This is a genomic window from Pseudonocardia sp. OZ21 (genome assembly GCF_059359135.1).
This window is the reverse complement of sequence record NZ_JCADBN010000006.1, coordinates 1-15,742: the sequence shown is the minus strand read 5'-3', so window position 1 is coordinate 15,742 and position 15,742 is coordinate 1. Positions and strand designations below refer to the sequence as shown.

Sequence of the window (15,742 nt, the reverse complement as noted above, 5' to 3'; positions counted from 1 at the left end):
AGTGGGCCGCTGCGGGGGCCGACTATCGTGGTACGGGTGCAGCCGCCCACTGTCCTTGTCGTCGACTACGGGGCCCAGTACGCCCAGCTGATCGCCCGGAGGGTGCGGGAGGCGCAGGTGTACTCCGAGATCGTGCCGGGCGACACTCCCGTCGAGGAGATCGTGGCGCGGAAGCCCGCCGCGCTGATCCTCTCCGGCGGCCCGTCGAGCGTGTACGAGCCGGGCGCGCCGAGCGTCGACCCCGCCCTGTTCACCTCGGGGATCCCGGTGCTCGGGCTCTGCTACGGCTTCCAGGCGATGGCGCAGTCGCTGGGCGGGGAGGTGGCACCGGACGGCACCCGCGAGTACGGGCGCACCGAGCTGACGGTCTGTGCCGCGCCCGGCGCCCTGCACGACGGGCTGCCTGCCCGGCATCCGGTGTGGATGAGCCACGGCGACTCGGTGGTGCGCGCGCCGGAGGGGTTCGCGGTCACGGCGTCGTCCGAGCGGGCCACGGTGGCGGCGTTCGAGGACACCGAGCGGCGCCTCGCGGGCGTCCAGTACCACCCGGAGGTCGGCCACTCGCCGTACGGGCGGGAGGTGATGCGCCGGTTCCTGCACGACATCGCCGGAATCGCTCCGGGCTGGACCACCTCGTCGATCATCGCCGACACGATCGACGCGGTGCGTGCCCAGGTGGGCGAGGGCAGGGCGATCTGCGGGCTCTCCGGCGGTGTCGACTCCGCGGTGGCGGCGGCGCTCGTGCAGCGGGCGATCGGCGATCGGCTCACGTGTGTGTTCGTCGACCACGGGCTGCTGCGGTCCGGTGAGCGGGAGCAGGTGGAGCGCGACTTCGTGGCCGCCACGGGCGCGAAGCTGCACACCGTCGACGCGAACAAACGGTTCCTCGACGCGCTCGCCGGGGTCATCGACCCGGAGGAGAAGCGCAAGGTCATCGGCCGGGAGTTCATCCGCGTCTTCGAGGCGGCCACTGCGGAGGTCGCGGCCGAGGAGCATGTCGGCTTCCTCGTGCAGGGCACCCTCTACCCCGACGTCGTCGAGTCCGGCGGTGGCTCCGGCACGGCCACGATCAAGAGCCACCACAACGTCGGCGGGTTGCCGGACGACATCGAGTTCGATCTGGTGGAGCCGCTACGCGCGCTGTTCAAGGACGAGGTGCGCAAGGTCGGCGCCGAGCTCGGGCTGCCCGAGGCGATCGTGGAACGCCAGCCGTTCCCCGGCCCCGGGCTGGGGATCCGGATCATCGGCGAGGTCACCCACGACCGGCTCGAGACGCTGCGGGCCGCCGACGCGATCGCGCGCGAGGAGCTCACCGCCGCCGGGCTGGACCGCACCATCTGGCAGTGCCCCGTGGTGCTGCTCGCCGACGTCCGCAGCGTGGGGGTGCAGGGCGACGGCCGCACCTACGGCCACCCGGTGGTGCTACGCCCGGTGTCCAGCGAGGACGCGATGACCGCCGACTGGACGCGGCTGCCCTACGACGTGCTGGAACGGATCTCCACCCGGATCACCAACGAGGTCGCGGAGGTCAACCGCGTGGTTCTCGACGTCACCAGCAAGCCGCCGGGCACCATCGAGTGGGAGTAGCGATCCCGGCGGAGCGGCCCGGCCGTCTCGCCGACGCCTTACGCACCGGACGGTTCGCCGTCACCGCCGAGATCGGGCCCCCGCGGGGCGCCGACGTGGACGAGATCCGCGAGTCCGCGGCATTGTTGCGCGACTGGGTCGACGCCGCGAACGTCACCGACAACCAGGGCGCCCAGGTGCGGGTGTCGAGCTTCGCCGGCAGCATCGTCGCGCTCGCCGAGGGCCTCGAGCCGGTCATGCAGATGACCTGCCGCGACCGCAACCGCATCGCCCTGCAGTCCGACCTCCTCTCGGCGGGTGCTCTCGGTGTCCCCAACCTCGTGCTGATGACCGGTGACCGGCCCGAGCGCGGTGACCACGCCGACGCCACCCCCGTGTTCGACCTGAGCTCGAGCGGCCTGATGAACGTGGCGCGCACGCTGCGGGACGAGGGCAGGCTGATGTCCGGCCGGGCCATCGACCCGGCTCCGCAGTACCTGCTCGGCGCGGTCGACACGGGTGCGGGTGTGCCCGACCGGCTCGAGCAGAAGGTCGCCGACGGGGCCGAGTTCGTGCAGACCCAGTTCGTGTTCGACGTCGACGACTTCGTCGTCTGGATGCAGAAGGTGCGCGACCTCGGGCTCGACGGCCGGTGCGGGATCCTCGCGGGCGTGGGGCCGATCCGGTCGCTGCGGGCGCTCGAGTTCATGGCGGGCATCCCCGGCGTCGTCATCCCGCCCGCGTTCGAGCGGAGGCTCCGCGGGGTGCCCGCGGACCGGGTCGCCGCAGAGGGCATGGCCGCGTGCGCGGAGATCGTCGCGGCGTTGCGGGAGGTCCCCGGCGTGGCCGGGGTGCACGTGATGTCCGTCGGTTACGAGCGGGGCGTGCCGGAGATACTCGAGGCCGCCGGGCTGGAGCCGACCCGCCGCCAGGCCTGACTCGCCGCACCGGAACGCGACGAGGGCGGCACCGGGGCGTCGAACCCCTGGTGCCGCCCTGCGCGGCCGCCGCTCCCCCGAGCGCGACCTCCGGTGCCGGCCACTCCCCGTCGCCGGTCCCGGTCGTCCTGTCGATCAGCTGGTGCTGCGTCCCCGGAGGCTCCCGACCAGCAGCAGCAGCCCGATCACCGTGGCCCCTGCGGCGAGCAGCCACCGGGGGTCGAGCCCGGCCAGCGACGGCACCTCACCCACGAACGCCGCTGACGACATTCCCAGCGCGAGCACCCCCACCAGGAGCATCAGCAGGTCCGGGCCGCGGCGCCGGGACGCGGTGGCGGTCGTTCCGGTCGCCGGCTGGTCGTTCCACTTGTCAGCCACGGTGCACCTCCACGCTCCCTGCGCCCGTCTCGATCGTCATGACGAGCGGTCGTCCGGTGGGGACGCCGTCGGCGCCCAGGTCGTCGGTGACGGCGAGGTGTGCGCCGGGGCCGGACTCCGACCGGCCGTCGAACTCCACGTCGCCCACGCCGGTGGTGCTGGTCAGGGTGAGGTCCGCGTTCGGAGGCACCCAGACCTCGACGTCACCGACGCCGAGCGTGATGGCGGAGCGCACCGGGCTCGCGTTGCCGCCAGGGGGCACCGACAGGTCGAGGTTGCGCAGGTCGAGCGCGATCTCACCGGCGGTGCGCTGGTAGCTGGGCTGCAGTGCCGCCACGGTGGTGGGGGCCGCACGCAGTTCGCCGATGCCGTTGCCCTGCCAGCGGTCCAGCGGTGCGGCCACCGACGCCCAGGTCAGCACGCCGAGCAGCAGGGCCACCGGGATCAGGCCGCGGCCGGAGCGGACGAATGCGCCCAGCACCAGCCCGGCTCCGATCACGGCGAGTGTCACGCCGAGGAGCACCGGCAGGTTCGCCAGGGTGAGCGCCCCCGCCAGGAGCATGATCACGGCGGTGATGCCGCCGGCGAGCAGCGCGAGACCGAGGGTCACCGAGGTGACGGGCAGCCGTCGCGGCGCAGGTGCAGGCGGCGGCCCGACCGGCGACGGCTCCGGGAGGTCCCAGGCGAACGGGGCAGCCCCCAGCGGGTCCCATGCAGGGGGAGTCGTGGCTCCCGACGTGGTCGTGACGCCTGGGGCCTCCTTGGACAGGGAGACGCCGCTCGGCGTGATCGTGGTGGGAGCTTCGGCGCCGGCCTGCGCCACACCGCCCGTTCCGCGATGGCCCCGGCTGCGGTGCAGCAGGAACAGCAGGATCGCGACGGCCAGCGTGGGGAGCAGGATGTTCCGGTTGTCGCCGCCGAAGATGGAGCCGAGGCTGATCACGGCTGCGATCGCCAGCCCGATGACCACGATCGCCTTGGGCGGCCGCGACTGTGAGGGTGCGGCGGGGTCGGCAGGCTGCTCGGGGAGCAGGAACCAGCCGGCGATGTAGAGCGCGGCGCCGATCCCCGTGAAGGCCGCGACGACGAAACCGACGCGCACCAGCGTCGGGTCGATGTCGTAGCGGCGAGCGATCGCGGCCGCCACCCCCGCCACCTGCCGGTCGTCGCGTGGTCGCGCAGGCCGGGTGTCCCACATCTCCCGCAGCGTGGTGTGCACGTCTGTCCGGTTCATTGTTCTGCTGCCTCCATGGGACAGAGCTTGCTGGGCGTACCGGCTCGCCGGTATGGGGGATGGCCCGGAGTGATCCCGGAGGTTTCCCCGATGTCAGTCCTGTGCCCACATGTGACGATGGACGCGTGACCACGGTCCCTGAGGCGACGCCGCCGCCCGCGCCGCCGCCGAGCGCGGCGGCTGCCGGCACGCCGCCACTCGTCCGCAGGCGCAGCGGCCGGTTCCTCGCCGGGGTGGCCGGGGGCGTCGCGGATCACCTCGGTGTCAACGTCCTCTGGGTGCGCACGGCGTTCGTCCTGCTCGCCGGGGTCGGCGGGGCGGGGGTGCTGGCCTACGGGCTGCTCTGGATCTTCCTGCAGCAGGAGCAGACCGACGTCACGCGGCCGCTCGGGCGCGCCGAACGTCAGCAGGCGATGGGCCTGGCCGCGCTCGGTATCGGCGCGGGCCTCGCCGCCGCGGCGGTGGGCAACACGGTCGTGGGCTGGGTGGTCGGGCCGCTCGGGGTGGCGGCGGTCGGTGCCGCCGTGGTGTGGCGCGAGGCCGACGAGACGCAGCGCCGCCGCTGGACGGCGGGCGCGCGCTCGGGGGTCACCGGCATCGCGGGCGGCGGACGCACCGCGCTGCTGCGGGTGATGGCCGGAGCGGCGTTCGTCGCGAGCGGGATCGGTGTGTTCCTGATCGGCAACCTCGATCTCTCCCAGGTGCAGTTCGGGCTGTTGGCCATCTTCGCGACACTGCTCGGGGTGGGTGTGCTGACCGTCCCGTGGTGGGTGCGGTTGATGCGCGAGCTCGGTGAGGAGCGCCGTGAGCGCATCGTCGAGGCGGAACGCGCGGAGATCGCCGCCCACCTGCACGACTCGGTGCTGCAGACCCTCGCTCTCATCCAGCGCCAGTCCGACCAGCCGCGTGAGGTGCTGCGGCTGGCCCGGGGCCAGGAGCGCGAGCTCCGGCACTGGCTCTACGGCCCCACCGGCTACGGGCGCTCCGCGCGCGCGTCCGGTGAACCCACCCTCGACTCCGGGCTCGCCGCCGCGATCACGGCGGCCGCGGCCGAGGTGGAGGACACCTATGCGATCAACGTCCGGCCCGTCGTGGTCGGCGACCGCCCGCTCGACGACGGCCTGCGGGCTCTCGTGCTCGCCGCTCGCGAGGCGATGGTCAACGCGGCGAAGCACGCCAAGGTCGACGAGGTGAGCGCCTACGTGGAGGTCGAACCCTCCGAGGTGCACGTGTTCGTCCGCGACCGGGGCGTCGGGTTCGACCCGGACGCGGTACCGGACGACCGGCACGGTCTCGCCGACTCGGTACACGGCAGGATGAGGCGGCACGGCGGTGCGGTGCGCCTGCGGAGCGCGCCCGGTGAAGGCACCGAGGTGCACCTGAGCATGCCGGTGGACGAACCGGCCGACACGGAACCCGAGCCGGAGGCCCGGGCCCAGGAGGAAGCGACGCCATGACCGACACCCCCGACGAGACTCCGGGTGCCCCGGTCCCCGCGCCGATCCGGGTCTTCCTGGTCGACGATCACGGACTGTTCCGCTCAGGGGTGCGTGCGGAGCTCGACCGCCACGTCCCCGATGTCACGGTGGTGGGCGAGGCGGGCTCCGTGGACGAGGCGGTTGCCGCCATCCGGCACCTGCGGCCCGACGTCGTGCTGCTCGACGTCCACATGCCCGACGGCGGGGGCGCGGAGGTGCTGCGTCAGCTGCGGCCGGAGCTGCCCGACGTGGTCTTCCTGGCGTTGAGCGTGTCGGACGCCGCGGAGGACGTCATCGCGGTGATCCGGGCCGGCGCGCGCGGGTACGTCACGAAGACGATCTCGGGCAGTGAGCTCGCCGACGCCGTGCGGCGGGTGCGGTCGGGTGACGCGGTGTTCTCCCCGCGCCTGGCGGGGTTCGTGCTCGACGTGTTCTCCGAGCGGCCGGGTGCCGCGCCGCCCGGTGACCCCGAGCTGGACCTGCTCACCCGGCGGGAGCGGGACGTGCTGCGGCTGCTCGCGCGCGGCTACGCGTACAAGGAGATCGCCGGGGAGCTGTTCATCTCGGTGAAGACGGTGGAGACGCACGTGTCGAGCGTGCTGCGCAAGACGCAGCTGTCCAACCGGTACGAGCTGTCGCGGTGGGCGTCGGACCGGCGGCTGGTGTAGCCACCACCGGTCCGCTCCCCGGGCGGTCAGCCGCCGAGGAGGCCCGCGGCGACCTTGCCGACGCCGCCGAGGAGGCCGCCCGAGCCGCCGCTGTCGCTGTTGTTCTTGCCACCGTTGTCGCTGCGGTCGTTGTCGTCGCTGCGGCTGTGGCGGCTGTCCTTGTCGTCGTTGTCGCTCGACGACTCCTTGTCAGCCTGCTGGGGAGCGGAGGTCCTGGCGGAGCTGTCGGTGCTGAGCAACGAGACGACCGGCCCGGTGACCGGGGAGAGCTTGTCGGTGACCGGCGCGGTGACCTTGTCGAGCGCGTTGCCGGTGTCCTTGACGGTGTTGCCGAGGCCCTTGGCCGTCTCCCCGACCGGGCCGCCGAGGGTGTCGCCGACGTTCTCGACGCCGCCGCCGAGGGTGTTGCCGACCTTCGCGACGGTGTTGTTGCCGGGGTTGGCGTCGGCGGTGGGCGGGGCGGGGGGAGCCTGGTTCTCGGTGGTCCGGGCAGCGGAGGCGCCGGTTGCGGGGGCACCCGGGGCGAAGCTGGAGCCCGCCGTGCTCTGGGAGCCGCCGGCCGCCACGCTGCTCGGTGCGCCGTTCGCTGCGGCCAGCACCGTGGGCACACCCGCGATCGCGGTGGGGAACGCGACGGGCACCCAGGACGTGGGTGCGGCCGTGCCCGCGTCGAGTGAGTCGGTGGCGGCGGAAGGGTCGATCACGCTCGCGGTGGGGAGCACGGGCGCGGCGGAGCTCTTGTCGAGCCGGCCCTGCCCCGCCCAGCCGTCGCCCTGGGCGCCCTGCGCCTCGGTGCCGGTGGGTGCGACCTCGGTGAGCGCGGCGGCGCCGAGCACCGACCCCACGGCCAGGAGCGCCCCGGCCGCGACTGCGCCTCGCTTGACGATCGTGGTCTTCGCCACGGGCTCCACGACGGCATGGACCGTGGTGGGCTCGTCGGCGTCCTCGAACTCCTGGTGGGCCCGGGGCTGCACGGGCCGGTCGAGCGCGTGCGGGGAGCGACCCTCACGACGCAGCAAGCTGCCGACCGAGACGCCGGTACCGGTTTCGTTGACTGCGAGCTTGGTGGTCGCCGGAGCGTTGCGGCTCAGTAGATCGGCGACCGTGACCACGCTGACCGGAGTCAGCCGCGAGCCGCCGCGAGACACCATCTGAGCCACTGCAACGTCCTCCCTTTGAGTGAACGGACGTCCGAATGTCTACCGGATGTGGTTCTGGTTAACCAAGGGTCATTCGTCCGCCCAGCATTTTTCACCCGAATGGAGTATTTCCGTTCGTCGACGGGCAGCTACCGCTCAGCCAATAGTGACGACCTGGAAGGCCTCTGCCAGCCGATTTCCCGGGAAGTCGAACCGCTGCGCCCAGCGCTGGGTCATGCCCCGGAGACGGGTCTCCAGGTCGTCCATGTGGGACGTCTGCGAGCGATGCGCGCGCAGCGCGGCGATCTTGCGGTCGAAGGTGTCGGTCACGTCCACGGCATGGTCGATGCGTTCGTCCGGCGCACCCATGACCCACAGCTCGCCGACCGACCACGCCTGGAGCCCCTCGTCGGCGAGCAGTTCGGGATGGGCGAACGGGTTGCGCGCGTCGGGGTAGACCGCGGCGAGCGCCGCCTCCCCCGCCGCCCGGTGGTCGGGGTGGGACACGCCCAGGCGGGTCCAGTAGATCTCCGGGGACTGCGTCAGAACGCGGTGCGGCCGGACCTTCCTGATCTCGCGGCTGATGTCACGGCGCAGGTCGAGACTGGGTGTCAGCCTGCCGTCCGGGTACCGGAGGAAGCGGACGTCCTGGACGCCGACCGCGGCTGCGGCAGCCCGCTGCTCGGCCTCCCGCAGCGGGCCCATCGCGTCGCGCGGGGTGTCGTCGTAGCCGCCGGCGTCGCCGGACGTACAGATGCAGTAGGTGACCTCGATGCCGGCCGCCGTCCAGGCGGCGACCGTGCCGGCTGCCCCGAAGTCGACGTCGTCGGGATGGGCGGTGACGACGAGGGCGCGCTCGACGTCGGTCCGCACACCGGCGCGAGGCCGGACGGTTTCAGGGAGGGGCGTGGTCACCGGCGAACTCTAAGGGCCGGGTGCCCCGCCGACCGCGTCAGACGGTCAGGGCAGGCTGCGGAAGCGTGACCGCGTGGAGTCGAGCGCCTGCTTCGCGTAGAGCCCTGCCCCGCCGCCGAGCAGCAGGCCCACCAGGTCGATCGGCACCGAGTCGGACGACGTCATCAGCAGGGCGAGGAGCGCGACCCCCGCAGTGCCGCCCGCGACCTTCCACCGGCTGTTGACGTAGTCGGTGGTGGTGCCCCCGGACAGCCCGCGCTTCTTGGCGGCGTTGTTGAGCATGGCGAGGTAGCCGACGTGTCCCAGTGCGGCGAGGAGCCCGACCAGAGCGACAACCGCTGCGACGATCCCGAACACGGTGCCCATGTCGTCAACAGTGCCACGAAACGGCAGCCAGGGGGTGGATCCGACAGGGGGACCCGCGGCGGGAAGCTCAGCGACCGCCGAGCCTGCCGCGTCCCAGCCGCAGCAGCAGCATCCCGAGCTCGCGGCCCTCGGAACCCAGGTCGCGGAACCGGGCGAGCACCGCCATCTCGCGGTTGTAGACGATCCGCGGGCCACCCGCGGCCATCCGGGCCCTGCCGATGCGCTGCGAGACCTCGGTGCGCCGCTGCACCAGCCGGAGGATCTCGGCGTCGAGACGGTCGATCTCGACGCGCAGGTCCTGGATCTCGTCCTCGGCGGGGATGTCGTCGGCGGGTTCGGTGTTGTCGCCGGTGGTCACGGTCATGATCTCCTCCAGGTCGGGGGTCCTGGGCCCGTGACGCGAGAACGCCCCGGGTCCTGAGGACTCCGGGGCGTCGTGGGGGCTGGTCAGCAGGCCACGGGAACCGGTGTCCGGTACCCGTAGAAAAATCGCCTGCTCAGTCGCACGTTCTGAGTGTGCCACAGCAGGGCGTGTCAGAAGCCGCCGGTACTCTTCGAACACGATGAGCGCGCTGTTCGAACTACCCGCCCGCACCGTCCAGCCCCGCACCGCCCGCGGCGCGGCGTTGCTGGAAGGTCTCAACCCGCGCCAGCGCGAGGCGGTGGTCCACGAAGGGTCCCCGCTGCTGATCGTCGCCGGCGCGGGCTCGGGCAAGACCCGGGTGCTCACCCACCGCATCGCCTGGTTGCTCGCCGAGCGCGGAGCGCACCCCGGCGAGATCATGTCGATCACGTTCACCAACAAGGCCGCCGCCGAGATGAAGGAGCGCGTCGACGCGCTGGTCGGGCGCCGCGCCAACGCGATGTGGGTGTCCACCTTCCACTCGATGTGCGTCCGGATCCTGCGCCGCGAGGCGCAGCACCTGGGGGTGCGCAGCGCGTTCTCCGTCTACGACGCCGACGACACCCGCAGGCTCGTCGGCCTGGTCGGGCGCGACCTGGAGCTCGACCCGAAGAAGTTCGCCGCCCGGGGGCTGGCCGCGCAGATCTCCAACCTCAAGAACGAGCTGCTCTCCCCGCAGGACGCAGCCGAGCGCGCCACCAACGAGTACGAGCGCAAGGTCGCCGAGGTCTACGGCGTCTACCAGGCCCGGCTGCGCACGGCCAACGCGTTCGACTTCGACGACCTCATCATGGAGACGGTCGCGCTCCTGCAGCGCCTGCCCGCCGTGGCGGAGTACTACCGGCGCCGCTTCCGGCACGTGCTCGTGGACGAGTACCAGGACACCAACCACGCGCAGTACGCGCTGGTGCGCGAGCTGGTGGCGCCCGCTGTCGAGGGTGCGGCGCCCGCCGAGCTGTGCGTGGTGGGCGACTCCGACCAGTCGATCTACGCGTTCCGCGGCGCCAGCATCCGCAACATCATCGAGTTCGAGCAGGACTATCCCGACGCCCGCACGATCCTGCTGGAGCAGAACTACCGCTCCACCCAGCGCATCCTCACGGCCGCCAACGCCGTGATCGCGCGCAACCCCGACCGCCGCGACAAGCGGCTGTGGTCGGAGCAGGGCGACGGGCAGAAGGTCGTCGGCTATGTCGCCGACAACGAGCACGACGAGGCCGCGTTCGTCGCGCAGGAGATCGACCGGCTGGTCGACTCCGGCGAGGTGCGCAACTCCGACGTGGCCGTGTTCTACCGCACCAACTCCCAGTCCCGCGTGTTCGAGGACGTGTTCCTGCGGGTGGGGCTGCCGTACAAGGTCGTGGGCGGGGTGCGGTTCTACGAGCGCCGCGAGGTCCGCGACGCGCTGGCCTACCTGCGGGTGCTGTCCAACCCGGAGGACACGGTCAGCCTCCGGCGCATCCTCAACGTGCCCAAGCGGGGCATCGGCGACCGCGCCGAGGAGCTGGTGGCCACCTACGCCGACCGGGAGCGCATCTCGTTCGCCGCCGCCCTGCGCACCGCTGCGGAGCAGCCCGAACGCGTCCCCGGGCTGGCCACCCGCTCGCAGCGCTGCATCGCGGCGTTCGTCCGCATCCTCGACGACCTCGCCGAGCTGGTGGAGCGCGGCGAGGAGACCTCCGAGCTGCTGGAGGCCGTCTACGCGAAGACGGGGTACACGGCAGAGCTGGAGGCCAGCGAGGATCCGCAGGACGGGTCGCGGCTGGAGAACCTCGCCGAGCTCGTCACCGTGGCCCGGGAGTTCGCAGGCGACGCCGCGGTGGCCGATCTCGACGACTCCGACGTGGCCGTGGGCGCGCCCCCGCCCGGCTCGCTGGCCGCGTTCCTCGAGCGGGTCGCCCTGGTGGCCGACGCCGACTCGATCCCGGACAACGACGAGGGCATGGTCACGCTGATGACCTTGCACACCGCCAAGGGCCTGGAGTTCCCCGTCGTGTTCCTCACCGGCTGGGAGGACGGGGTGTTCCCGCACATGCGCGCCATGGGCGACCCCGCCGAGCTCGCCGAGGAGCGGCGCCTGGCCTACGTCGGCATCACCCGGGCGCAGGAGCGGCTGTACCTGACCAGGGCGATGATCCGTTCGACGTTCGGGCAGCCCAACGCCAACCCGGCGTCACGGTTCCTCGCCGAGGTCCCCGACGACCTGGTCGAGTGGCGCCGGTCGGAGCCGGAGCGTTCGGCACCGGTGGGCAGTTTCGGGTTCGGCCGTCGTCCCGCCGCCACCGACCGTGGCAGCTGGAACGTGCCCCAGCGCTCGCTCGCCCCCACCATCAGCCTCGACGTGGGCGACCGCGTCAACCACGACAAGTACGGCCTCGGCACGGTGATCGCCTCCGACGGTGCCGGCGCGCGGGCCACCGTCACGATCGACTTCGGGAGCGCAGGCACCGTGCGGCTGATGCTCATCGGCGGGGTGCCGCTGCAGAAGCTGTGAGCGCGGGCCCCCGGACGCCCGGCGTCCGGGGTGCCGGTGGTCACCCGGTCTAGAAGTCGATGCCGCGCTTCCGCAGCCACGGGATCGGGTTGATCTTCGTGCCGCCGCTGTCCCAGATCTCGAAGTGCAGGTGTGGCCCGGTGGAGTAGCCGCGGTTGCCCATCTCGGCGATTTCCTCGCCCGCCTTCACCTTCTCGCCCACGTGCACGAACATGCGGTTGACGTGGCCGTACACGCTCTGCGAGCCGTCGGTGTGGCGCAGCACCACCCAGAGGCCGAAGCCGCTGGCCGGTCCCGCCTCCTCGACCACGCCGTCGGTGAGCGCGTAGATGGGGGTGCCGATGGGGCCGGCGATGTCGATGCCGTTGTGGGAGACGCCCCAGCGGGAGCCGAAGACCGAGGTGAGGCGACCGAGGGTCGGGCGCACGAACGCGAAGTCGCCGTACAGGTGCGCCTCGGGGGCGCCGTTGGCGAGCGCGGCCTCGATCATCGCCGCCTGGCGGGCCAGCTCGCGGCCCAGGTCCACGGCCTTCGCCAGGTTCTGGACGTCGACCTGGGAGGCGGGGTCGAGCGAGCCCAGCGCGAACGGGTCGGGCAGTAGCTGGTCGCCGCCGATCGCGTCGACAGCGGGGTTGGCCTCGGTGGCGTGGCTGACGTCGGCGACGGGGACCAGTGCGCCCACGGCCTGCGGCGCGATGTCTGCGCCACCGAGCAGCGGCGAGACGAGCGTCTGTCCGGCCGCTACCGCTGCACCTGCGGCGACCGCGGCGACGGTGGCTCGGCCGCGCAACGATGCGGTGGGTGGCGCCGGCAGGCGGTGCCCGTGGGGGACCGCGACGACGCGCCCAGGAGCCGGACGGCGGGGATCGGCCGCAACGGCCCGGCTGCGTACCGGTGCGGCAGGTGGTGCCGGAACCGGTGCTGCGGGTGGCGCCGGAAGGCGGTGCCCGCTCGGGACCGCGACGACACGCTGGGGCGTCGCGCGATCGGGGTTGTCCGCCTGGGCGCCGCTTGGGGAGCGGTGGCGCGCCAAGTCCTGCCCTTCTCGACGTCTAACCGGTGGTGCCCGCATCGGGCCATGACCGCGCGGGCTGGGGAAACCCGCAGTGGCGATCGGGGTCGCCACCGCTGCTGTCGTGACCGGCCTGTGATCCGGACGGGCGAAACGTAGCGTCGGTGTGGTCAGCGGGCAAATCTGGCGCGGCGTGTCGCGGGTGAATCCCGCGGCGCTCAGGATGCGGGCGAGGCGGGGTGACCGAACGTGTCGCCCAGGGCCGGTCGTCGGCGTTGACCTCGGATCAACGGGTGAGGCCGGTGGTCCGAACGGGCGAGGGCGGTGGCTACCCAGTGCACCGTTCGAGGATCGATCGGCATGGACAAGTGACCGACATCACGTAGTTCGAGCTCTTCAATGTCGAGGTCCGGATGTATCAGGCGGCCGTTGCGCTGGGGAACCACCATCTGATCCATGCGGCTCCACACGACGAGGAACCGGGTCGGGCAGCCGGGTGAGGGCCTGTCGAGCTCCTCGAGCAGGTCCGAGCCCGGCCGGAGCTGGCGGGCCAGCGGGGTCGGCACCAGGTGCGCCGTGAGGGTGCCGCCGTGCGGGCTGCCCAGCGTCACGAGCGTGTCGACGACCGCCGCCCCGCCCATGCGCTGCACGTAGTACCGGGCGATCACGCCGCCCAGCGAATGCCCGACGATGTGCACCTTCTCGGCGCCGGTCCGCTCCCGCAGTTGCTCCACGTGACGCCCGAGCTGGTGGGCCGCGGTGCGGATGTCGCCGGTGAGGAGGCTGTAGTTCACCGCGTGCACGGCGCCGAAGCCGCGGCGGCGCAGGGACCTGCGGAACATGGTGAACACCGACCGGTTGTCCATGATCCCGTGCACCAGCAGGATCGGAGTGCCGGCGGCTTCCAGATCGGTGACGAGGAGGCTGCGCCGCACCGGCGGGAGCGAGTCGGTGCGGTAGCCGCCGGAGTCGGCGAGCTGCTCGCGCAGGAGACCTGCGGGGTAGACCACGAGATGGGCCGCCAGCCAGGCCCACTCGATGGCGAGGCCACGGAGTCCGGCCGGGGCGCCGAATGTGCGTGCGGCATACGCGCCCGCTCGACCGATTTCGATCGCGGTCGTCTGCGCCGCCGCGGCCACCGTGGCCAGGCGGCCCAGTCCCGCCCGGACGAGCGCCATGGAACGACGGTAGGTGACAGACGCCGATGGCGCCGGTTCCGGATCGTCACGAAGGCCGTCGAATCGGGCGCCGAGGCCGTGACTGCGGTCACCAGGGCAGGTCAGGGGCGGTACGCCGGGCGTCGCTAGTGTCGCCTTTCCTCGACACTAGGGTCGCGTCGGCAGGTGATGGCGCGGGCTCCAGGCCCGCAGCGGCACGGCGCAGTGGGGATTTAGGGAGAGCCAGTGGACCTGTACGAGTACCAGGCGAAGGACCTCTTCGCCGCCCACGGAGTCCCGGTGCTGCCGGGCCGGACGGCGGAGACGGCGGAGGATGCGGCTGCGGTCGCGGCCGAGCTCGGCACCGCCGTGGTGGTCAAGGCGCAGGTGAAGACCGGCGGCCGGGGCAAGGCGGGCGGCGTCAAGCTCGCGAAGACTCCGGAGGAGACCAAGGAGAAGGCCGAGGCGATCCTCGGCATGGACATCAAGGGCCACACGGTGCACCGCGTGCTGATCGCCGCGGCCAGCGACATCGCGGAGGAGTACTACTTCTCCTTCCTGCTGGACCGGTCCAACCGCACGTTCCTCGCCATGTGCTCGGCAGAGGGCGGCATGGAGATCGAGCAGCTCGCCGTCGAGCGCCCGGATGCGCTGGCGCGCGTGCCGGTCGACGCGATCGCGGGTGTCGACAAGGCCAAGGCGGCCGAGATCGTGGCGCAGGGCAAGATCCCGGCGGCCGTCGCCGACCAGGCGGCCGACGTGATCGTGAAGCTGTGGGAGACATTCGTCTCCGAGGACGCCACCCTCGTGGAGGTCAACCCCCTCGTGCGCGACCCGCAGGACAAGGTCATCGCGCTCGACGGGAAGGTCACGCTCGACGAGAACGCCGGTTTCCGGCACCCCGGCCACGCCGACCTCGTCGACCAGCGCACCGAGGACCCGCTCGAGGCGAAGGCGAAGGCCAAGGACCTCAACTACGTCAAGCTCGACGGCGAGGTCGGCATCATCGGCAACGGTGCGGGCCTGGTCATGTCGACCCTCGACGTGGTCGCGTATGCGGGTGAGAAGCACGGCGGTGTGAAGCCGGCCAACTTCCTCGACATCGGCGGCGGCGCATCGGCCGAGGTCATGGCGGCCGGCCTGGACGTCATCCTGGGCGACCCCGCGGTGAAGAGCGTGTTCGTCAACGTCTTCGGCGGGATCACCGCGTGCGACGCGGTGGCCAACGGCATCGTCGAGGCGCTGAAGATCCTCGGCGACGCCGCCACGAAGCCGCTGGTGGTGCGGCTGGACGGCAACAACGTGCTCGAGGGCCGCCGGATCCTCGACGAGGCGAACCACCCGCTGGTCACCCAGGTGGACACGATGGACAACGCGGCCGACCGGGCCGCCCAGCTTGCGGCTGCGGGGGTCTGAGTCATGGCGATTTTCCTGAACGAGAACAGCCGGGTGATCGTGCAGGGCATCACCGGCGGTGAGGGCACCAAGCACACCGCGAAGATGCTCGCCGCGGGCACCAACATCGTCGGGGGTGTCAACGCCCGCAAGGCCGGCACCACGGTGACGATCGGGGGCAAGGACCTCACCGTCTTCGGCACCGTCGAAGAGGCGATGAAGGAGACCGGCGCCGACGTCAGCGTCGTGTTCGTCCCCCCGAAGTTCGCCAAGGACGCGGTGATCGAGGCGATCGACGCGGAGATCCCCCTCGCGGTGGTGATCACCGAGGGCATCCCGGTGCACGACTCCGCCTACTTCTGGGCGCACGCCGTGGCGAAGGGGAACCGGACCAGGATCATCGGCCCGAACTGCCCAGGGATCATCAGTCCCGGAAAGTCCAACGCGGGCATCATCCCGGCCGACATCGCCGGCGCGGGCCCGATCGGACTCGTGTCGAAGTCGGGCACGCTGACCTACCAGATGATGTACGAACTGCGCGAGATCGGGTTCTCCACCGCGATCGGAATCGGTGGTGACCCGGTCATCGGCACCACCCA

15 protein-coding genes are annotated in these 15,742 nt (G+C 72.1%); 7 read left to right on the top strand and 8 right to left on the bottom strand.

Features of this window, described 5'->3' with window-relative positions; all coding sequences use genetic code 11:
- The first annotated feature begins 36 nt into the window (after window positions 1-36).
- Entirely contained in the window at window positions 37-1,587 is a 1,551-nt protein-coding gene (guaA, locus tag AC5L35_RS15905; RefSeq protein WP_495060423.1) for a glutamine-hydrolyzing GMP synthase, read from the top strand.
- Window positions 1,578-2,504: a methylenetetrahydrofolate reductase gene (locus tag AC5L35_RS15900; protein WP_495060422.1), complete on the top strand. Its 927-nt coding sequence runs from the start codon at window positions 1,578-1,580 to the stop codon at window positions 2,502-2,504. The genes guaA and AC5L35_RS15900 overlap by 10 nt, the downstream gene beginning before the upstream one ends.
- 135 nt (window positions 2,505-2,639) lie before the next feature.
- Here AC5L35_RS15900 and AC5L35_RS15895 read toward each other — a convergent pair whose 3' ends face one another.
- Together AC5L35_RS15895 and AC5L35_RS15890 are read right to left on the bottom strand one after the other, a co-directional pair.
- Window positions 2,640-2,882 (bottom strand): hypothetical protein, encoded by a 243-nt coding sequence (locus AC5L35_RS15895; RefSeq protein WP_495060421.1) that lies wholly within the window; start codon window positions 2,880-2,882, stop codon window positions 2,640-2,642.
- Window positions 2,875-4,116, bottom strand: coding sequence for a PspC domain-containing protein (locus AC5L35_RS15890; RefSeq protein ID WP_495060420.1), 1,242 nt, complete (start codon window positions 4,114-4,116; stop codon window positions 2,875-2,877). The genes AC5L35_RS15895 and AC5L35_RS15890 overlap by 8 nt, the downstream gene beginning before the upstream one ends.
- Window positions 4,117-4,175: 59 nt before the next feature.
- Here AC5L35_RS15890 and AC5L35_RS15885 point away from each other — a divergent pair, with 59 nt between their 5' ends.
- Entirely contained in the window at window positions 4,176-5,573 is a 1,398-nt protein-coding gene (locus AC5L35_RS15885) for an ATP-binding protein (protein ID WP_495060419.1), read from the top strand.
- Window positions 5,570-6,262, top strand: a complete 693-nt coding sequence (locus AC5L35_RS15880; RefSeq protein WP_169399010.1) for a response regulator — start codon at window positions 5,570-5,572, stop codon at window positions 6,260-6,262. Before AC5L35_RS15885 ends, AC5L35_RS15880 begins: the two co-directional genes overlap by 4 nt.
- 26 nt (window positions 6,263-6,288) lie before the next feature.
- Here AC5L35_RS15880 and AC5L35_RS15875 read toward each other — a convergent pair whose 3' ends face one another.
- The 4 genes from AC5L35_RS15875 to AC5L35_RS15860 all read right to left on the bottom strand — a co-directional run bounded on the left by AC5L35_RS15875 (window position 6,289) and on the right by AC5L35_RS15860 (window position 9,046).
- Entirely contained in the window at window positions 6,289-7,422 is a 1,134-nt protein-coding gene (locus tag AC5L35_RS15875; RefSeq protein ID WP_495060418.1) for a hypothetical protein, read from the bottom strand.
- A 135-nt stretch (window positions 7,423-7,557) separates the two neighbouring features.
- Window positions 7,558-8,316 (bottom strand): PIG-L deacetylase family protein, encoded by a 759-nt coding sequence (locus AC5L35_RS15870; RefSeq protein ID WP_495060417.1) that lies wholly within the window; start codon window positions 8,314-8,316, stop codon window positions 7,558-7,560.
- A gap of 45 nt (window positions 8,317-8,361) precedes the next feature.
- A complete protein-coding gene (locus AC5L35_RS15865; RefSeq protein WP_211174953.1) occupies window positions 8,362-8,682 on the bottom strand; it encodes a hypothetical protein in 321 nt (106 codons plus the stop codon).
- A 67-nt stretch (window positions 8,683-8,749) separates the two neighbouring features.
- A complete protein-coding gene (locus AC5L35_RS15860) occupies window positions 8,750-9,046 on the bottom strand; it encodes a chorismate mutase (RefSeq protein WP_495060416.1) in 297 nt (98 codons plus the stop codon).
- A 199-nt stretch (window positions 9,047-9,245) separates the two neighbouring features.
- Between AC5L35_RS15860 and pcrA the strand changes: the two genes are divergently transcribed.
- Window positions 9,246-11,579, top strand: coding sequence for a DNA helicase PcrA (gene pcrA, locus AC5L35_RS15855; protein WP_495060415.1), 2,334 nt, complete (start codon window positions 9,246-9,248; stop codon window positions 11,577-11,579).
- 49 nt (window positions 11,580-11,628) lie between these two features.
- Here pcrA and AC5L35_RS15850 read toward each other — a convergent pair whose 3' ends face one another.
- Entirely contained in the window at window positions 11,629-12,369 is a 741-nt protein-coding gene (locus AC5L35_RS15850; RefSeq protein ID WP_495060414.1) for a M23 family metallopeptidase, read from the bottom strand.
- Window positions 12,370-12,809: 440 nt separating this feature from the next.
- The gene (locus AC5L35_RS15845) at window positions 12,810-13,769 is read right to left on the bottom strand and encodes an esterase/lipase family protein (RefSeq protein WP_495060413.1); all 960 of its coding nucleotides are present in this window, start codon (window positions 13,767-13,769) and stop codon (window positions 12,810-12,812) included.
- 225 nt (window positions 13,770-13,994) lie between these two features.
- On the opposite strand from AC5L35_RS15845, the gene sucC reads away from it, so the two are divergent.
- On the top strand, window positions 13,995-15,164 hold the full coding sequence (sucC, locus tag AC5L35_RS15840) for an ADP-forming succinate--CoA ligase subunit beta (RefSeq protein ID WP_495060412.1): 1,170 nt from the start codon (window positions 13,995-13,997) through the stop codon (window positions 15,162-15,164).
- 3 nt (window positions 15,165-15,167) lie between these two features.
- Window positions 15,168-15,742, top strand: a 575-nt coding sequence (locus AC5L35_RS15835) for a CoA-binding protein (protein ID WP_495060411.1), incomplete at its 3' end; no start/stop codon positions are given.

What these genes read in the sequence shown, in the direction of transcription:
- AC5L35_RS15860 (WP_495060416.1), bottom strand. Translation starts at nt 9,046, where the DNA reads ATGACCGTGACCACCGGCGACAACACCGAACCCGCCGACGACATCCCC.
- pcrA (WP_495060415.1), top strand. Translation starts at nt 9,246, where the DNA reads ATGAGCGCGCTGTTCGAACTACCCGCCCGCACCGTCCAGCCCCGCACC.
- AC5L35_RS15880 (WP_169399010.1), top strand. Translation starts at nt 5,570, where the DNA reads ATGACCGACACCCCCGACGAGACTCCGGGTGCCCCGGTCCCCGCGCCG.
- AC5L35_RS15845 (WP_495060413.1), bottom strand. Translation starts at nt 13,769, where the DNA reads ATGGCGCTCGTCCGGGCGGGACTGGGCCGCCTGGCCACGGTGGCCGCG.
- AC5L35_RS15885 (WP_495060419.1), top strand. Translation starts at nt 4,176, where the DNA reads ATGGCCCGGAGTGATCCCGGAGGTTTCCCCGATGTCAGTCCTGTGCCC.
- AC5L35_RS15865 (WP_211174953.1), bottom strand. Translation starts at nt 8,682, where the DNA reads ATGGGCACCGTGTTCGGGATCGTCGCAGCGGTTGTCGCTCTGGTCGGG.
- AC5L35_RS15890 (WP_495060420.1), bottom strand. Translation starts at nt 4,116, where the DNA reads ATGAACCGGACAGACGTGCACACCACGCTGCGGGAGATGTGGGACACC.